The 15,426-nt window shown below is 68.7% G+C and carries 18 protein-coding genes; 5 read left to right on the top strand and 13 right to left on the bottom strand.

Features of this window, described 5'->3' with window-relative positions; all coding sequences use genetic code 11:
• Positions 1-303 precede the first annotated feature (303 nt).
• Positions 304-732 (top strand): hypothetical protein, encoded by a 429-nt coding sequence (locus ABN273_RS04705; RefSeq protein WP_349447380.1) that lies wholly within the window; start codon positions 304-306, stop codon positions 730-732.
• Positions 733-742: 10 nt separating this feature from the next.
• Here ABN273_RS04705 and ABN273_RS04700 read toward each other — a convergent pair whose 3' ends face one another.
• The 9 genes from ABN273_RS04700 to ABN273_RS04660 all read right to left on the bottom strand — a co-directional run bounded on the left by ABN273_RS04700 (position 743) and on the right by ABN273_RS04660 (position 10,640).
• Entirely contained in the window at positions 743-1,921 is a 1,179-nt protein-coding gene (locus ABN273_RS04700) for an ABC transporter permease (protein WP_349447379.1), read from the bottom strand.
• Positions 1,921-2,595: an ABC transporter ATP-binding protein gene (locus tag ABN273_RS04695; protein WP_349447378.1), complete on the bottom strand. Its 675-nt coding sequence runs from the start codon at positions 2,593-2,595 to the stop codon at positions 1,921-1,923. The genes ABN273_RS04700 and ABN273_RS04695 overlap by 1 nt, the downstream gene beginning before the upstream one ends.
• Positions 2,588-4,318, bottom strand: coding sequence for a peptidoglycan-binding protein (locus ABN273_RS04690; RefSeq protein ID WP_349447377.1), 1,731 nt, complete (start codon positions 4,316-4,318; stop codon positions 2,588-2,590). Before ABN273_RS04690 ends, ABN273_RS04695 begins: the two co-directional genes overlap by 8 nt.
• Entirely contained in the window at positions 4,319-5,224 is a 906-nt protein-coding gene (locus ABN273_RS04685; protein ID WP_349447376.1) for a hypothetical protein, read from the bottom strand.
• Between the two features lie 62 nt (positions 5,225-5,286).
• Complete coding sequence (locus ABN273_RS04680; protein ID WP_349447375.1) at positions 5,287-6,180, bottom strand: hypothetical protein; 894 nt, start codon at positions 6,178-6,180, stop codon at positions 5,287-5,289.
• Between the two features lie 40 nt (positions 6,181-6,220).
• Positions 6,221-7,117, bottom strand: coding sequence for a hypothetical protein (locus ABN273_RS04675; protein WP_349447374.1), 897 nt, complete (start codon positions 7,115-7,117; stop codon positions 6,221-6,223).
• A 34-nt stretch (positions 7,118-7,151) separates the two neighbouring features.
• Positions 7,152-8,063, bottom strand: a complete 912-nt coding sequence (locus ABN273_RS04670) for a hypothetical protein (protein ID WP_349447373.1) — start codon at positions 8,061-8,063, stop codon at positions 7,152-7,154.
• Positions 8,060-8,380: a PadR family transcriptional regulator gene (locus tag ABN273_RS04665; RefSeq protein ID WP_349447372.1), complete on the bottom strand. Its 321-nt coding sequence runs from the start codon at positions 8,378-8,380 to the stop codon at positions 8,060-8,062. Before ABN273_RS04665 ends, ABN273_RS04670 begins: the two co-directional genes overlap by 4 nt.
• A 43-nt stretch (positions 8,381-8,423) precedes the next feature.
• Positions 8,424-10,640: a glycoside hydrolase family 9 protein gene (locus ABN273_RS04660; protein ID WP_349447371.1), complete on the bottom strand. Its 2,217-nt coding sequence runs from the start codon at positions 10,638-10,640 to the stop codon at positions 8,424-8,426.
• A gap of 210 nt (positions 10,641-10,850) precedes the next feature.
• Between ABN273_RS04660 and ABN273_RS04655 the strand changes: the two genes are divergently transcribed.
• Both ABN273_RS04655 and ABN273_RS04650 read left to right on the top strand, forming a co-directional pair.
• The gene (locus ABN273_RS04655; RefSeq protein ID WP_349447370.1) at positions 10,851-11,429 is read left to right on the top strand and encodes a GNAT family N-acetyltransferase; all 579 of its coding nucleotides are present in this window, start codon (positions 10,851-10,853) and stop codon (positions 11,427-11,429) included.
• 103 nt (positions 11,430-11,532) lie between these two features.
• Complete coding sequence (locus tag ABN273_RS04650; RefSeq protein WP_349447369.1) at positions 11,533-12,354, top strand: N-acetylmuramoyl-L-alanine amidase; 822 nt, start codon at positions 11,533-11,535, stop codon at positions 12,352-12,354.
• Between the two features lie 98 nt (positions 12,355-12,452).
• Here ABN273_RS04650 and ABN273_RS04645 read toward each other — a convergent pair whose 3' ends face one another.
• The 4 genes from ABN273_RS04645 to ABN273_RS04630 form a co-directional block, all read right to left on the bottom strand.
• Complete coding sequence (locus ABN273_RS04645) at positions 12,453-12,674, bottom strand: hypothetical protein (protein ID WP_349447368.1); 222 nt, start codon at positions 12,672-12,674, stop codon at positions 12,453-12,455.
• Between the two features lie 172 nt (positions 12,675-12,846).
• Complete coding sequence (locus ABN273_RS04640; RefSeq protein WP_349447367.1) at positions 12,847-13,194, bottom strand: hypothetical protein; 348 nt, start codon at positions 13,192-13,194, stop codon at positions 12,847-12,849.
• A gap of 230 nt (positions 13,195-13,424) precedes the next feature.
• Complete coding sequence (locus ABN273_RS04635) at positions 13,425-13,643, bottom strand: hypothetical protein (protein WP_349447366.1); 219 nt, start codon at positions 13,641-13,643, stop codon at positions 13,425-13,427.
• Positions 13,640-14,083: an ATP-binding protein gene (locus ABN273_RS04630; RefSeq protein WP_349447365.1), complete on the bottom strand. Its 444-nt coding sequence runs from the start codon at positions 14,081-14,083 to the stop codon at positions 13,640-13,642. Before ABN273_RS04630 ends, ABN273_RS04635 begins: the two co-directional genes overlap by 4 nt.
• A gap of 137 nt (positions 14,084-14,220) precedes the next feature.
• On the opposite strand from ABN273_RS04630, the gene ABN273_RS04625 reads away from it, so the two are divergent.
• Together ABN273_RS04625 and ABN273_RS04620 are read left to right on the top strand one after the other, a co-directional pair.
• Entirely contained in the window at positions 14,221-15,054 is an 834-nt protein-coding gene (locus ABN273_RS04625; protein WP_349447364.1) for a helix-turn-helix domain-containing protein, read from the top strand.
• Positions 15,041-15,265 carry a DUF397 domain-containing protein gene (locus ABN273_RS04620; protein ID WP_349447363.1) on the top strand — a complete coding sequence of 75 codons (225 nt, stop codon included), beginning with the start codon at positions 15,041-15,043 and terminating at the stop codon, positions 15,263-15,265. Before ABN273_RS04625 ends, ABN273_RS04620 begins: the two co-directional genes overlap by 14 nt.
• Positions 15,266-15,426: the final 161 nt, after the last annotated feature.

The raw sequence follows: 15,426 nt of genomic DNA, 5'->3' as shown, positions 1-15,426 counted from the left end.
CCCCCAGCTGAAGCAGGGGGATTCCTGGCTCAGGAAGCCCCGCAGGTCAGCGACCAGCAAGGTCTTACTCCATCAACACCAGCCGGGACGGAACCTGCCCGGTTTGGTACGGCAAGCTTGGAGACGCATGTGCTGTCTTGGTTCTCGATCAGCACGCGCGGGAGGCTTGGTTCTCGCAACCCGCGGATAGGACTCTACCGGACGCTGATCCGCCCTGGGGGCGCATCAGCTGTTCCTGTCCTGCTCCGCAGGAGTCCAATTCCTGCCCCGGCCTGAAGGCCGGGGCATCCTCGGAGGTATTCGGTGAAGATATGGCGAATCGTGCTCCTGCCGGTGCTTCTGCTGGCGCTGACGGCGTCCATGGCGCCGGCGCAGGCGGCGGCCGTGCGGGCCGTGAAGAAGAAGGTGCTGCTCGAGTACAGCAGGCAAGGCGGGTTCGCGGGGTTCGACGACCGCGTAACCGTCTACGACAACTACTGCGTCCGGCTGAGCCGCCGTACCGGGCCGACCATCGACAAGTGCCTGACTGCCCAGGAGCAGCGCACGTTGCGGAAGTACCTCAAGGGCCTGGTCATGGGCCGGTCCGAGGCCCCGCCGGCAGGGGCGGACTTCATCAAGTACACGCTTGTTCATAAGAAGCAGCGCGTCACCCGCTACACGCTGCCGACCAGCTGGCAGCCGGTGGTGCAGGAGCTGGACAAGATCATGCAGAAGTACTGGGCGCCGGACTGAGCGGCCTCTTCTACCTGAGCGCGTCCACCGGCTCCATCCTGGCCGCTCGCAGCGCCGGGTACAGCCCGGCCAGCAGGCCGACCACGGCGCCCGCGACCGGGGCCGCGACCGCCAGTCGCAGGTCCAGGAGGGGAGTCCACTGCTTGGCGGCCGACACCGCGACGACCGTGACGATGCCCAGGGCGGCGCCGATCACGCCGCCCGTGAGCCCGATCAGCGTCGACTCCAGCAGGAACTGGGCCGCGATGTGCCGCCTGGCGGCGCCGAGCGAGCGGCGCAGGCCGATCTCCGGCACGCGTTCCATCACCGTGACGAGCGTGACGTTCGCGATGCCCACCGCGCCGACCACGAGCGAGACCAGGCCGAGGATCAGGAAGAGCGCGTTGACGTCGTCCTGCGCCTTGTCACGTGCCCTGGTCGGGCTGGGCGGGGCGACCACCTGCAACATGTCGCCGTTCCCCGGGCTGAGCGCGGCAGGCGCCTGACGGGTGATCAGCCCGGCGGCGCCCAGGCTCGTGTTGACCAGCACCCTGGTGACGTCCCGCAGCCCGAACTGCCTGCCCACGGTGGGCGGCACGAGCACGGCGGTGCTCAGGTTGCGCTCCCGGCGCAGGTCGCCCAGGATCCCGATGACCGTGTACGCGTGCTTGCCGATGAAGATCGCCGGTGCCCGGTCGAGGCGGGTGACGCCTAGCATTCTGGCCGCCTGGTCGCCGATCACCGCCACGCGGTCACGCCGCGCGATGTGCCCGGCGTCGTAGAACCGGCCCTGCACCATCCGGCCGCGTGCCGCCGCCGGCAGGCCGGTCGTCGCGGCCAGCACGGTAAGGGTCTGCGTGGTGACCCGGGTCGGGTCCACGATGTCGTTGGAGCGCACGGACACGTTCTCGCCGTCCTTGGAGTCGGCCACCGCGGCGGCGGACTCGACGCCGCGCAGCCTGGTCAGCCGGTCGATCGCGTCCCACTCGACGAGCGGAGCCTCCGGCGATTCCGGCACCTCGACCGTGATGGCCGTGGCCACCAGCTCGTCGAAGCGGCCGACGATCTGGTTGCCCGCGGTGGCGGCCACGCCGAGCGTGATGACCAGCGTGGTGATGCCGAGCACGGTCCCGAGCGTGGTGAGCGCCGAGCGCACCGGCCTGGCGAGCATGCCGGCGATGGATTCGCCGATCAGGTCCCGTACGTGCATCACTGCTCCTCAAGCAGGCCGTCGGTGATCCGCACCCTTCGGCCGGCCCGCTCGCTGACCTCCTGCTCGTGCGTGATGACCACGATCGTCAGCCCCTGCCCCCGCAGCTCGTCGAACAGGTCCAGCACCGCCTCCGTGTTGCGGCTGTCGAGGTTGCCGGTGGGCTCGTCGCACAGCAACAGCGACGGCTCACCCATGAGGGCCCTGGCGATGGCCGTACGCTGGCGCTCGCCGCCGGACAGCCGGTCGGGGAGGAACCCCGTCCGATGGCCGAGGCCGACTCGCTCCAGCGCCGCCAGGGCCCGCTCCCGCCTGCCCCCACGCCCCTGCTTCCGGTAGATCTCGGCGAGTATGACGTTCTCCACCACGCTGCGGTGGGAGAGCAGGTGGAAGGCCTGGAAGACGAAGCCGATCCGGTCGCCGCGCAACCTGGTCCTGGCCCCGTCGCGCAGGGCCGTGGTCTCCGTCCCGTCGAGCCGGTAGCTGCCGGAGGTAGGCCGGTCGAGCAGGCCGAGCACGTTCAGGAGCGTGGACTTGCCGGAGCCCGACGGGCCCACGATGGCCAGGTAGTCGCCCTTGCCCACCCGGAGCGTGACGCCGTCGAGCGCGCGGACCGGCGGTTGCGAGGGGAACTCCCTGCCGACGTCCACCAGCGAGATCACCGGCTCAGGCACCGCTGACCACCACCCGGTCGCCCTCCTTGAGCGCGCCGGTGACCTCGACGTTCCCGTCGGCGGTCAGGCCCGTACGCACCTCGACCTCCCGGGTCTTGTCGGTGGCGTACTCGACCTGCACCCGAGCCTTCCCGTCCGCGGCCGTGATCACGGCGGCCACGGGCACGACCAGCACCGGACTCTTCGTCGCCCCCACCGTCACGCGGGCCGTCACCGCGGTGCCCGCCTTGAGCCCCTTCGTCGAGACAGGCGTGAGCAGGACCGGCTGCGCCCCGTTCGCGGGCTCCTCGGCGCCGGGCACCTTGGCCTGGTCGCCGACCGCGGTGAGCGCTGCCTTGTACGTCTTGCCGCTGTCGAGCTCGATGCTCGCCTCCATGCCCGCGCGCAGCAGGTCCGACTCCGTCGCCTCGACCGACCCGGTCACCATGAACGTCGAGCCGGTCACCGTGGCGATCTCGTTCTGAACCTGCTGCCCCGCCTTCACCGAGACCTTCTCCACCCGGGCCGGCAGCTTCGGCAGGAACACCACCTCGCCGGGCGGGACGGAGGTCCCGTACGTACGCGCGAACTCGGCCAGCATCCCCTTGGCCGCCGCCACGTCCTTCCTGGCGCCGGCCACCTTGAGCCTGGTGGGGGAGAGCTGCCTGGCCTGGCGCAGCGCCTGCTCGGCCGTGGCCTTGGCCTCCTTCGCCGTGCGCACGGCCTTGCGCAGCTCTTCGAGCCGCTTCTCCCTGGCCTGCCGCGCCTCCTCCGAGGCCCGGTCGCGGGCCTCGTGCGCGGCCGCCAGGTCCGCTCTCGCGTTCTCGACCCGCATCTCCAGCAGGCTCGTGTCAGTGGAGGCGGTGGGCTGCGGCGCGGCAGTGGCTCCGGGAGTGGCCCCGGAGGCCGGCGGGGTCGGCGGGTTCCTGGCTGCGGCGAGCTCCTGCTCCGCCTGCGCGAGCTTCTCCTCCGCCGCGCGCACGGCCGCGTCCGCGGCCGCCAGCTTGGTCTCGTCCTCGGGCGTCGTCTCCTGCGACTGGGCCTCCTTCAGCGCCCGTTCGGCCGACTTCAGGTCCACCTTGGCGTTGGTCAGCTTGATCTTGAGAGGCAGGACGTCACGTCCCTGGTCGAGGAGGGTCTGCAGCTCGGTCGCCAGGGTCTCCTGGGCGGTCTGTACGGCCTTGCGCAACGTGTCGTACTGCTGCCGGTCGAGCAGCGTGGGCTGCTGGGCCTCGTACCCCTTCTTCGCGTACATCCGAGTGACCGCCGAGATCGTGGCCCGGTCGAACACGCCCGTGACGGGAGCGCCGTACCCCAACCGGCGCAGTGCCCGCTGGAGCTGCCGGACGTCGTCCCCCTTGGTCCCGGGGGCGATCGTCCGGTGCATCGGCACGGAGCCGCGCAGCGCGAACACCGGGCGGCCGTTGACCTCCATCAGCACCGCGCCCTCCTTGAGCCGGCCCCGGTGCGGCGCCCGGGTGGCGCGCTGCAGCTCGGAGGTGCCGCCGACCACCCCGGCCAGGCTGATCGGCAGCGGCGAGCCGTACTCCAGCGTGCCGCTGACCACGACGGTGCTGACCAGCTTGCGGCGCTCGACGGCGGCGGTGATCAGTGATGCTCTGGGCGCGGCCCGGCGGGCCGCCTCGTCGGCGGGGGAGCGCAATCGGGTGCTCACCGCCCACCCCGCCCCGGCGACGAGCACGACACCGGCGATGACGCCGGTGAGGAGTCTGCGTGGTCTCATTCAAATGCCGTACTGCTCGTTGACCCGCGCCCTGGTCGCCCATTCCTTCGGGAGGTAGGCGGGGTAGAACTCCTTGCCGCAGTCCACGTCGTCGAGTGCCGCCTTGATCTCTTTCGCCAGGTACGGCTTGGCGTCCTCGGGAGTGAGCGTCGGCGAGTGGTACATCGGCACCTCGTCCTCTTTCCGCGGAGGGGCGACGTCGGGCACATCCTTGCTCTGCGCCCTGCCCAGCTTGTCCTCCTGGGTGCGGAACTCCGTCGGACCGCGCTCCGCCATGGCCATCGGCGTGGTGTCCGCGATCGCGTAGCCCTTGCCCTTCAGGCAGGTGGCCATGGCGGCGGCCAGCTCCACGAGCTTGGGGTCGCTGTTGACCGTGGTCCTGACGGCCCGGTTCGAGGCCTCGCCCGCCTGGCTGAAGAAGTTGATGCCCTGCTTCAGATTCAGGCCGTAGAGCTGATTGGCCGTCGTGATCTCGCAGGCCTCCATCGCTTTCCGGTACGCCTGACCCTGCGCCTTGGAGAGCGAGGACTGGATCTTCCAGTTGGGGTCGACTGCTGCGGGGTTGTCGGGCTTGACCTGCGGGTTGCCCAGCTCTTTGGGATAGACGTACATGGCGAAGACCCCGAAGCCGTATTTTTCGCGATATTTCCGCATCGCCTGGTAATCGCCCGCTTCCCGGAGCCGTCCTTCCGCGGTGCCCTTCGGCTCCGGATACACGTACGGGATGTACTTGAAGCCCTTCTGCTTCATGCAGTCGGCCTTGGCCGCCTGGAACTGGTGCTTCTTGTCCTTGGCCGCCGTCGCGCCGGCCGAGGGCGGGGCGGCGGTCTCAGTGGCGCTCCCGCAGCCGGAGAGCGCGGCCAGAGCCAGCACGGCGGCGGCGGTCACGGGGAGTCTGGTGAGCATGGCGAAGATCGTCCTTAATTCATGAGGCAGGGCCGGCGAGGAGCTTGCGCGGACGCCTCATCTCACATGCCGAACTGTTCGTTGACCTTCTGCTGGATCGCCGACTCCTTCGGCTTGTAGGCCGGGTAGAAGTCCTTGCCGCACTCGATGTCGTCGAGCGCCGCCTTGATCTCCTTGTTCAGGTACGGCCTGGCCTGCTGCGGTGTGAGGGTCGGCCAGTAGGACATCGCGATCTCGCCCTCCTTCACCGGGGGCGCGACGTCGGGCACGTCGTCCCGTTGCGCGCGGCCCAGCTTGTCCATCTGGGCGAAGAACTCCCTCCAGCCGCGATCGGACAGGGCGACCGGTGTGGTGTCGCCGATGGTGTAACCCTTGCCCTTCAGGCACGTGGCCATGGCCGAGGCCAGTTGGACCAGTTGGGGGTCGGCGTTGAGCTCGCTCTTGAGCGCCCGATCGCGGGCCTTCTTCCCCTGGCCGAGGTAGTCCATCTGCGACTTCACGTCCAAGCCGAGCACCTGCTTGTAGGACGTGGCCTCGCAGACAGTCATCGCCTTCTCATAGGCCTTGAACTGCGCTTTGGAGAGCGAGCCCTGGATCTTCCCGTTCGGGTTGGTCTCCGGCGTGGCGTTTTCGCTCTTCGACTCCTCTGGGTAGACGAACTCCCGAAACACTCCGAACCCGTACTTTTCGCGGAATTTCCGCATCTCCTGGTAGTCGCCGGATGAGCGCTTCCTCGACTCCTCGCTCTCCGGCGGGTCCTGATACACGAAGGCGACGTACTTGAAGCCCTGCTGCTTCATGCAGTCGGCCTTGGTCGCTTCGAGTTGGTGCTTCTTGTCCATAGCCGCCGTCGCGCTGGGAGAGGGCGGGGCGGCGGTCTCTGCGGCGCCCCCGCAGCCGGAGAGCGCGGCCAGAGCCAGCAGGGCGGCGGCGGTCGCGGGGAACCTGGTGAGCATGGCGAAGATCGTCCTTAGTCCAAGGGGTGGGCCGGCGGTGTCAGTAGGCGAACTGAGCCTTGATCTGCACGTCGATCGCCGACTTCCGAGGCGTGTAGGCCGGGTAGAAGTCCTTGCCGCATTCCAGGTCGTCGAGCGCGGCCTTGATCTCCTTGGCCAGGTACGGCTTGGCCTGCTCGGCGGTGAGCGTCGGCATGTGAATCTGCTTGCCCTGGCCCTCCTTCGACGGGGGGGCGACGTCGGGCACGGTCTCATCCTGCTTGCGGCCCACCTCGTCCTGCTGGTCGAGGAACGTACGCTCGCCGCGCTTCGCCATGGCCGTCGGCGCGGTGTCACTGATGGTGTAGGCCTTGCCCTTCAGGCACGTGGCCATGGCGTTGGCCAGTTCCACCAGCTTGGGGTCGCTGTCGAGCGTGCCGGCGGTCGCTCGCTTCCTGGTCAGCGCTATTTGGTTGAAGTAGTCGATGTTCGACTTCACGGTCACGCCGAGGACCTGCTTGGCCACCGTGATCATGCAGGCGTCCTTGGCCTTGTGGTAGGCCTGAGACTGAGCGGCGGAGAGCGACCCCTGGATCTTCATGTTCGGGTCCACGACGCCGCTTTCCATCTGGGCGTCGGGGGTGTCCATCTCCTTGGGGTAGACGTGTTCGGCGAAGACGCCGAACCCGTATTTTTCGCGATATTTCCGCATGGCCTGGTAGTCGCCCGCGTCCCGGCGGCGGTCCTCTTCGCTCTGCGGCTTCTCCGGCTGCACCCACGCGACGTACTTGAAGCCCTTCTGCTTCATGCAGTCGGCCTTGGCCGCTTCGAGCTGGTGCTTCTTGTCCTTGGCCGCCGCCGTGCTCGGAGAGGGCGGGGCGGCGGTCTCTGCGGCGCCCCCGCAGCCGCAGAGGACGGCGAGGGCGAGCAGCGCAGTAGGCAGCGTCTTTCTCGTCATGGCGAGAGACCATACTCTGTTTAACGAAGTATGGTCAATCCAGACAGTGTCGCCGCCTTCGGAACGGCGCGGAGGTGGCCCCGAGGGTCAGCACGGTCAGCACGCCCCAGTAGGCCAGGTGCTGCCTGGTCAGCGCCTCGGCGTGCGTGGTCAGCTCAATGGACGTCACCAGCAGGTAGATGCCCGACGCGAGCGCCCAGCGGTGGTCGCGCGTCAGGTAGCAGCACGCCACGGCCAGTCCGAGCACCGCGGCCTCCACCGCCAGCCTGCTCAGGCTGAGGGGGAACGTCGCGTCCTCCTCCATCCACTGGGGACCCGCCCACGAGATGGCCACGGCGGCCGGCCACCACCACCACGACCGGATCCGCAGCGCCTCCCGCCGTCTCGACGCGAGCACCAGCAGCCCGATCAGCACCACCGCGTGGCTTGAGGCGACGGCGAAGGGGCTGCTGTTCGCGAACAGGCCCTGGGGAGTGAGGAAGGAGGGCTCGACCGGCAGCATCGTCAGGTTGAACGCCTGCCATCCGCCCGCGACGGCGACCGCCTTCACGCCTGTGACCAGGGAGAGCGGGAACGCCGCCAGCACCCGTCCCCGCAGGACGGCCAGTAACGCGAGTGCCGACAGCAGCGTCCACAGCGGCATGGCAGTCGCATAGGGAAGCAGCGCCGCGAGGTTCGCCGCCGCCACGGCCGTGATGCCCAGGTGCAGGCCGTCCACCCAGGCGCTGCCTGTGGCCTGGTGGGCGATGCGGCTGCGCACGCCGCCCGTCAGCAGGCCCCACGCCTCTCTGAGTGCGGGGACCGTCCTGCCGGAGTCGGCCGACTCCAGCAGGACGTCGAGCAGCTCGTCGCCGTGCGCTGCGCGGTACTTCCGCGGATACGCGAGCAGCAGCCTGCGGTAGCGACGTTCGAGAGCGGTCGTGGGCTGGGGCGCGGTGGCGGTCATGTGCTGGGGCGCAGCACGAGCTGGGCAGCCTCGTGCATGCGCCTCGCCTCGGCCTCGACCAGAGCCTGGCCCTCGTCGGTGATCCGGAAGTAGCGCCGGTTGCGGCCGTTGACCGTCTCCTCTCTGTCGACGGTGATCACGCCCCGCTCGTTCAGGCGCTCCAGGATGCCGTAGAGGGTGCCGACCGAGGGCTGGACCCGGCCCCCGGACAGCTCCTTGATCGACTTGCTGATCGCGTGGCCGTGCAGCGGGCCCGCGCGTAGGGCGGTGAGCACGAAGTACATCGGCTCACTGACTTCGGAGGTTCCCCTGGGCATGCGCAGACAGTATTCCGTTGAACGGAGCGTCCGCAACGCGGGGTCACCGGGATCGCCTGCCCTTGCCGGCCAGGAACGCGGAGACCCAGGCCAGCGGGGAGTTCCAGTTGATGGTCAGCTCGTTCGTCGCCCACGACTCGATGTCGTCGATGTAGCAGAACTGGGGCTTGCAGCCCTTGAGCAGTCGTTGCGCGAGCGGGTCCTGGATGCCGGAGTTGGGGCCGCCGGCCAGCGTGCCGCGCGGCGGGTTGGGCAGCGCGGGGTCGAGCTGGCGCGCGTACCAGCGGCTGTGCTGGTTGTGCGAGGCCACCTCGCCGTAGCCGGTCACGTACGACTGGTTGAGCGCGTTGCGGCCGAGGAGGTAGTCCATGCCCTCGCGCACGGCCGCCCGGTACTTCTCGTGCCCGGTCAGGTCGTACGCCGTGGCCAGGACGACCATGTTGTTGAGCACCAGGTTGTTGGAGCCCCAGTCGAAGTCCGGCGGGTTGTACGGCAGCCCGTACGGGTGCGCCCGCTGGATCGCCAGGTACTTCTCCGCCCCTTCCACCACGGACTGCCGCACCCGCGCCCGGTCGGGGACGGCGTTGGGCACGGTCGCCAGGTCGAGGCGGCCGAGCTGGGCGGTGTTGCCCCAGTCGAAGCCCCTGTCACGCCAGATGTCGCCGGCGTGGTGCGGCGAGGCCAGCAGGAAGTCCTTGAACTCCGTCCCGCCCGTCGTGATGAACAGCTCCGCCGCCGCCCAGTAGAACTCGTCGCTCACATCGCCGTCGCTGTAGGCGCCGCCGCCGTTGCCGTCGTTCGGATCGGCGTACCTGGCCGGGTTGGCCTTGGCGGCCGCCCACGCCCTGCGGGCCGCTCTGAGGTTCCTGGCGGCGAACGCCGGGTCGTACCGGGCGAACAGCCTCGCCGACTGCGCCGCCGTCGCGGCCAGGTTGAGCGTGGCGGCCGTCGAGGCAGGGTGCAGCTCGCGGAGCTGCGGGTCCAGATGCGGCAGCAGGGGCAGGCCCGTCCAGTTCTGGTCGTGGATCTTGTGGTGCGCCATCCCCGCGTACGGCTTGCCCTCCGGCACCTGCATGCTGAGCAGGAACTCCTGCTCCCAGCGGGCCTCGTCCAGGATGTCCGGCGTGCCGTTGCCGCTCTCCGGGATGTTCAGCTGGCCGTCCTTGAAGGCGGACCTGTCCCGTTCGTACACGGCCATGAGCTGGTGGACCGAGATGCCGCCGTTGACGACGTACTTGCCGTGGTCGCCGGCGTCGTACCAGCCGCCCTTGACGTTCAGCGAGTAGTCGCAGACGCCGGGCTGGCACGGGACGCTCACGTCGCCCTGGTTCGGCGCGACGCCGACGTGCCCGGCGGGCCTGGCGTAGCCGGGCCTGAGCCGGTCGAAAATCTCGATGCCGCTGCGCTGGGTGTAGTAGAACTTCAGCGCGTCCGCGGGGAGCTGGTCGTAGATGCCGGCCGCGATGTCGAACGGCCTGCTGGTCTCGCCGTCCGCCGTCAGGGTGTAGCCCTTGCCGGGCCTGCGGTATGCGCCGAAGTCCAGCGTGTGCACGCTCTGGCCGGAGCTGGCGTCCACGCCTCTGGGGGTGGTTCTGCCCTTGGCGACCGCCTGGCCGGCGGCGCTCTTGAGCTCCCAGTCGAGGGCCGTGGTCGCGGTGGTGACCACGGTGGCCTTCTTGGGGCCCCGCGGGAGGTAGCCGACCATGTTCACGCGGACCCGCGGTCCGGTGTCCGGCTCGTACGTCTCAGGCTCCGCGCCGCCCTTCAGCGACACGTTGTCCAGACAGAACCGCCACGGCTCGGCGCTGCCGCCCAGCTGGAAGGCGACCTGGGCGTTGGGCAGCGACACGGGGGCGGTGAAGGTGTAGGAGCGGTCGTTGCCGGCGACGCTGAGCTCCGGGTTGGCCGACAGATACTGCGTCCACGGGTCCACGGGGAGCTGGATCAGCGCCTTGCCGACCTTGGCCGGGCTCGCCGAGCCGCTGAAGCGGTACGCGTACGTCTCGCCCGCCACCAGCGGGATGTCGTTCTGGCCGATGATGACGTCCCAGGGGTTGGCGGTGCCGCCGGGGATGTCGGCGCAGAGCCGGCCGCCGTCGACCGCGAGGGTGAGGTTGGCGGTGCTCCACCAGGGGGCGGTGCCGGCGTCGAAGGTGCCGTTGACGATCTGCTCGGGTCCCTCGTCCGCCTGCGCTGTCGTGGCGGGGGACAGGGCAACCATGGTGAGGAGGGCCAGTATGGCGGCCCGGCTTCGGGTCATGGAGGTCCTTCGGGGGGTGGGAGCGCTCCCAATTCTCGGAGCGATCTGATCCTCCTGTCCCGCCGCCGTCCCGTCAACAGGGGTCTCCGGCGACGCGACCGAATGCGCACGTACTGCGGGCGGGGCAGCCTGCCGTTTACGCTCTGGTGGGAATGGGCGCCAAGGCGGCGATCCGGGATGGGGCGTGACACGATGACAGAATCCTGGACGATGCGGCCGGTCATCCGGCGTGCGACGGCGGACGACGCGGGTCAGGTGGCGGAGCTCATCGCGACCGCGTACTCCGGGCTGAGGGTGGTGCACTACCTCGTGCCCGTCCGCAGGGAACGCCACCGGGTGATGACCGCCAACATCCGGATCCTCGTCGACCATGCCATCGAGCACGGCGAGGTCCACCTCATCGACGACGGGCCCGGGGTCACGGTCTGGCTCCCGCACACCGCCCCGCCGCCCGAACAGTCCGACTACGACCGCCGGCTGGCCGAGGCCACGGGCCATTGGGCCGAGCGCTTCCGGGCGCTCGACGCGCTGTTCGCGGCGAACCATCCCACGCAGCCGTGCCACTACCTGGCCTTCATGGCGGTCCACCCGGGGCAGCAGAACCAGGGACTCGGCTCGGCGCTGCTACGGCACCACCACGCGCGCCTGGACGGCGTGCCCGCGTATCTGGCGGCCAGCGACCCGCGTAACCGCGACCTGTACGCGCGCCACGGCTACCAGGCACGGGAGCCGTTCGCGCTGCCGGACGGGTCCCTGTTCTGGCCGATGTTGCGGCCGGCGGGCGGATGACCTCCGCCGGACCGTGCCGGAGCGGCCTGGCATCGTGAGACACGAAGGCCCAGGTCAGGCGGGTTATTGGGATTGCCGGGCGGCACCGGGTACGGTCGGGACCATGCACGCGTACCGGACCGGATCCGTGGCGTTCGCCATGCTGGCCGCACTGGGCGCGCTGTCCGCCGCGTGCGGCGGCGCCGCGCCCGCCGCGCGGCAGGCGGCGCCCGCGTCGGCCCAGTCCCAGTCCGCGTCGCCGTCGCCGCGCCCGCCGTCCACGGGGGAGGCGCTGGCAGGGAAGATCGTCGTGATCGACCCCGGCCACAACGGCGGGAACGCCTCGCACCCCAAAGAGATCAACCGCCAGGTCGACATCATCACCGGCAAGAAGGCGTGCAACACGACCGGCACCGAGACCGACGCGGGATACCCGGAGCACGCCTTCACCTGGGACGTCGCCAGGAGGCTCAAGCCGATCCTGGAGAAGATGGGCGCCAAGGTCGTGCTCACCAGGCCCAACGACAAGGGTGTCGGCCCGTGCGTCACCGAGCGGGCCGCCATCGGCAACGAGGCCAGGGCGGACGCGGTCCTGTCGATCCACGGCGACGGCGCGGCGCCGGCCGGGCACGGCTTCCACGTGATCATGCCGGGGCTGGTCGCCGGGCACAACGACGCGATCATCAAGCCGTCCCGCCGGCTCGGGGTGGCGATCAGGAACGCCTACCACGCCGGCACGGGGCTCCCGTACTCCACCTACACCGGCGTCGACGGGCTGGAGACCCGCACCGACCTGGGCGGGCTCAACCTCTCCACGCGCCCTGCGGTGTTCATCGAGTGCGGCAACATGCGCAACCGCGGGGACGCCGCCAAGATGTCCGACTCCGCCTTCCGCGAGCGCATCGCCGAAGCCCTGGCCGGCGGGCTCAGGAAGTTCCTGGGCTAGCGGTCCCGCACCGTGTGCTCCGAAGACTTGAGCCGCAGCGTCTGGTGAGGGCCAGCGCAGCCGGCACGGTGCCCGCACTGCCGACCCGAGCCTGAGAATCAGGTGGGAGGCGGGCCCACGTAGTGGATCGCCTTCTGCTCGACGTCTGGGGTGACGTCATAGGCCCAGTCGAACGCCTCATTCTGATCATCAGCGGGGACATCGGCGGTGAAGTACGCCGGGGCGCCGCTCTCACGGCCTTCTGACCGAAGCGCCCACCCGCCGGTCTCTCTCGTTAGCACCCACTCATCGGCCACGGGCTCCCGACGGGGGCGAGGCATCAACACCACCGCTGCAGCCTTCGCCAGAGCCTTCCACCTGGACGCGTGCAGGCCACCTCGGCCGACGCCAGCGGAAGCATAGCCGAGAACACCCTCCCGGGGTCGGCCGCGCAGGCACAGCCAGAGCGCGTCTGCCGCATGCTTCAGCGCCGCTACTCGAGGCCGAGGTGTTTCAGCGGAGTTCACAGTCATCGGCGCTCACCAGTTTCTCGGGGCTGTCCTTTTGCGCGGGCTCGTACTCTTTCACCTGGCCGTCAGAGGCTCGTAGGGCGCCGACAGATGTGCCTCGCGCCCTCCACAGGCCAGGAAAGCAGGGCGCGGCCACGCTCAAGGTTCTCACAGTCGCGGTTGGGACCTTGCGGTCTTGCCTTTCATCCATGGTGACCCATCGCCCGTTGGTGTCGCGCATCTGGAGCCGAATCGAGGTGCGGGCTCGGACGGGCGAGATGGTGCACCAGTACTTGAGTGTGCCGCCGATGCCGGCGGGCGAGACGCTGATGCCATCCTGCAGGATCTCCATGAAGCATGTCGGGTCAGAGACTCGCCCTTTGTCTCCGCTGGAGTCCTGGTCGCCGCACGAGCCGGGCGAGGTGACGGCTAACAATGTGGCGACAACAAGACGCCCGCGTCGCGGTCTCATTGTTCAGGCTCCTCACCCTGCGACGTTGTCACTGACAGTAGCCAGCTGATCACTTTCGTACAATCACAATGGCCCCGGCGCCACCGCCTGACCGGCCGACATGTGGCTGGTCATCCTGTTCGATCACGGGCTCTGCGCTGAGGTCCGTTCGAGTCGGGCCTGCCGCGCGTTTCCACCTCCAGATGCTCGAACAACTCCGGCAGGGTCGCGCCGCAGCGTACGTTGGACAGTGGGCTGTGCTCGGGCGCCAGAACGGTGCGGATGGCGATGTAGCCGCCTCCGGCGCCTTCGATGATCTCCCAACCGGGAAATCTGCTGGCCGCCGTCACGGCATGCTCGCTGCGATGTCGGCCCACACGACGCGATAGCCCTCCTCGGTGGCATGCGTGCCACATTTGGCGCTCAGCCGGGCCACGATGCCAAGGCCGCGACCCGACTCCTCCATAAGGCTCACCTGGCGAGGGACGAAGCATGGCTCCGGTTCCGGAGCGCCCGGGTCGATCACCTCAAGACGGACGAAGCCGTCGCCAAAGCCCAGCCGGACCTTGACCCAGTCGCGCCGCCTGCCGCCCGGGACGTGCTGGATGACGTTGGCCACCAGTTCGGAGACGATCTGAAGCGCGTCGGAGCGGACCGATGGATGGCTGTCGGTGAGCCATAGCCCGGTCGCTTGCCGCGCCTGCCACGACGTCTTGTTGTTTCGGTGCAGCGTTGTATCGCGCCATAGGACGATATCTGGCAGCTCTGTTGATGTGATTTCTGCTCGCACGAAATCACCGCCTTTGTTCTGTTGCGCTGCTATTTGGCTCGGACAAGAGGCTGAACGTGTGTCTGGAAGCTCTCCCCAGAGTGCCGCCGCCGGGGCTAACTTGTAATCAGTACGTCACAGTCCGTTTCCAGACAGACGTGCTGGTGCTTGTCCGGGTCCTGCGAAAGGGCAATGACATGACGACAGGGGTTTACGGCGAGGTACTGAAGAAGGCACGTAACACGGCAGGTCTTTCGCAAACGGCTCTGGGAGACTTGCTCTCATGCAGCGAGAGCCTGGTCGGCCTGATCGAGCGCGGTAAGCGGAGGCCGAGCAAGAAGTTCACCCTGGCGGCCGAAGCGGTCCTGGGGCTGAACGGGGAGCTCTTCGAGCTCCTGCCCAACACAACGGTCATGTCCACGCCGAAGTGGTTCAGTGAGTGGCCGAAGGTGGAGGAGAAGGCGCACACCATACGAACGTGGCAACCGCTCGTGGTTCCGGGGCTCCTCCAGACACCTCGCTACGCACAAGCCATCCTCTCTGCCGCGCCGTGGGCCACCGAGCAGTGGGTCGAAGATGCCGTCGAGACGCGGCTCCGGCGACAGTCCGTGTTCGAGCGCGAGGATCCACCCATGTACTGGGCCCTGCTCGACGAATGCGTGCTCCTTCGGTCTGTTGGCGAAAAGGAAGTGATGCGCGAGCAGTTGGAGCATTTGCTGAAAATGGCCGAGCGTCCCAATATCTCGTTCCAGATCGTGCCCCTGGAAGTGGGTGCCACACCAGGCGTGCTTGGAGGCTTCGCTCTCGCCCAGGGTGACGGCATGCCGGATCACGTCAGTATCGATGCCGCCGCGCAGGGCGCCGTATCCGCTCGCGAGGAGACGGTAAGGCGGGTTAACGTCATATATGACGCAATTCACACATGGGCACATCCCATACATGTGAGCCAGCAACTAGTACGTGAGGTGGCGGCAAGGTATGAAGATCAGTGACGAGTTGCGTGCCGAGCTGGAGGCCGCGCAGTGGACGAAGTCCATGCTCTCCGGCCCAGACGGAGGGGACTGCCTCTACGCGGCCAAGCTGAGCGGCGACCGTTACGCGATCCGGGATTCCGAGCAGCCCGACGTCCCTCCGATGATCGTACGCGGAGGTGTCTTCCGCGCCTTCGTGGGCGGCGCGAAGCTCGGAGAATTCGACTTCTGACCAACCCGCGCAAAGAGACCTCTGCGACCGCAGCCTGACGCCGAGATGGGGGTCAGGCTGTGGCGCACCTGGGGCGTCTCGTGCTCAGTTGCCGGGGACCAGTTCGACGCCCGTGATGATCGTCGCGTTGATGCGGATCACATGGTATCTGTGCCCGCCAC

Origin of the sequence: Nonomuraea sp. B19D2 (assembly GCF_040137845.1) — a bacterium.
In the GTDB taxonomy this organism is placed as follows: Bacteria; Actinomycetota; Actinomycetes; order Streptosporangiales; family Streptosporangiaceae; genus Nonomuraea.
The sequence above is the reverse complement of the archived record's forward strand: the minus strand, read 5'-3'. Positions and strand labels throughout refer to the sequence as shown.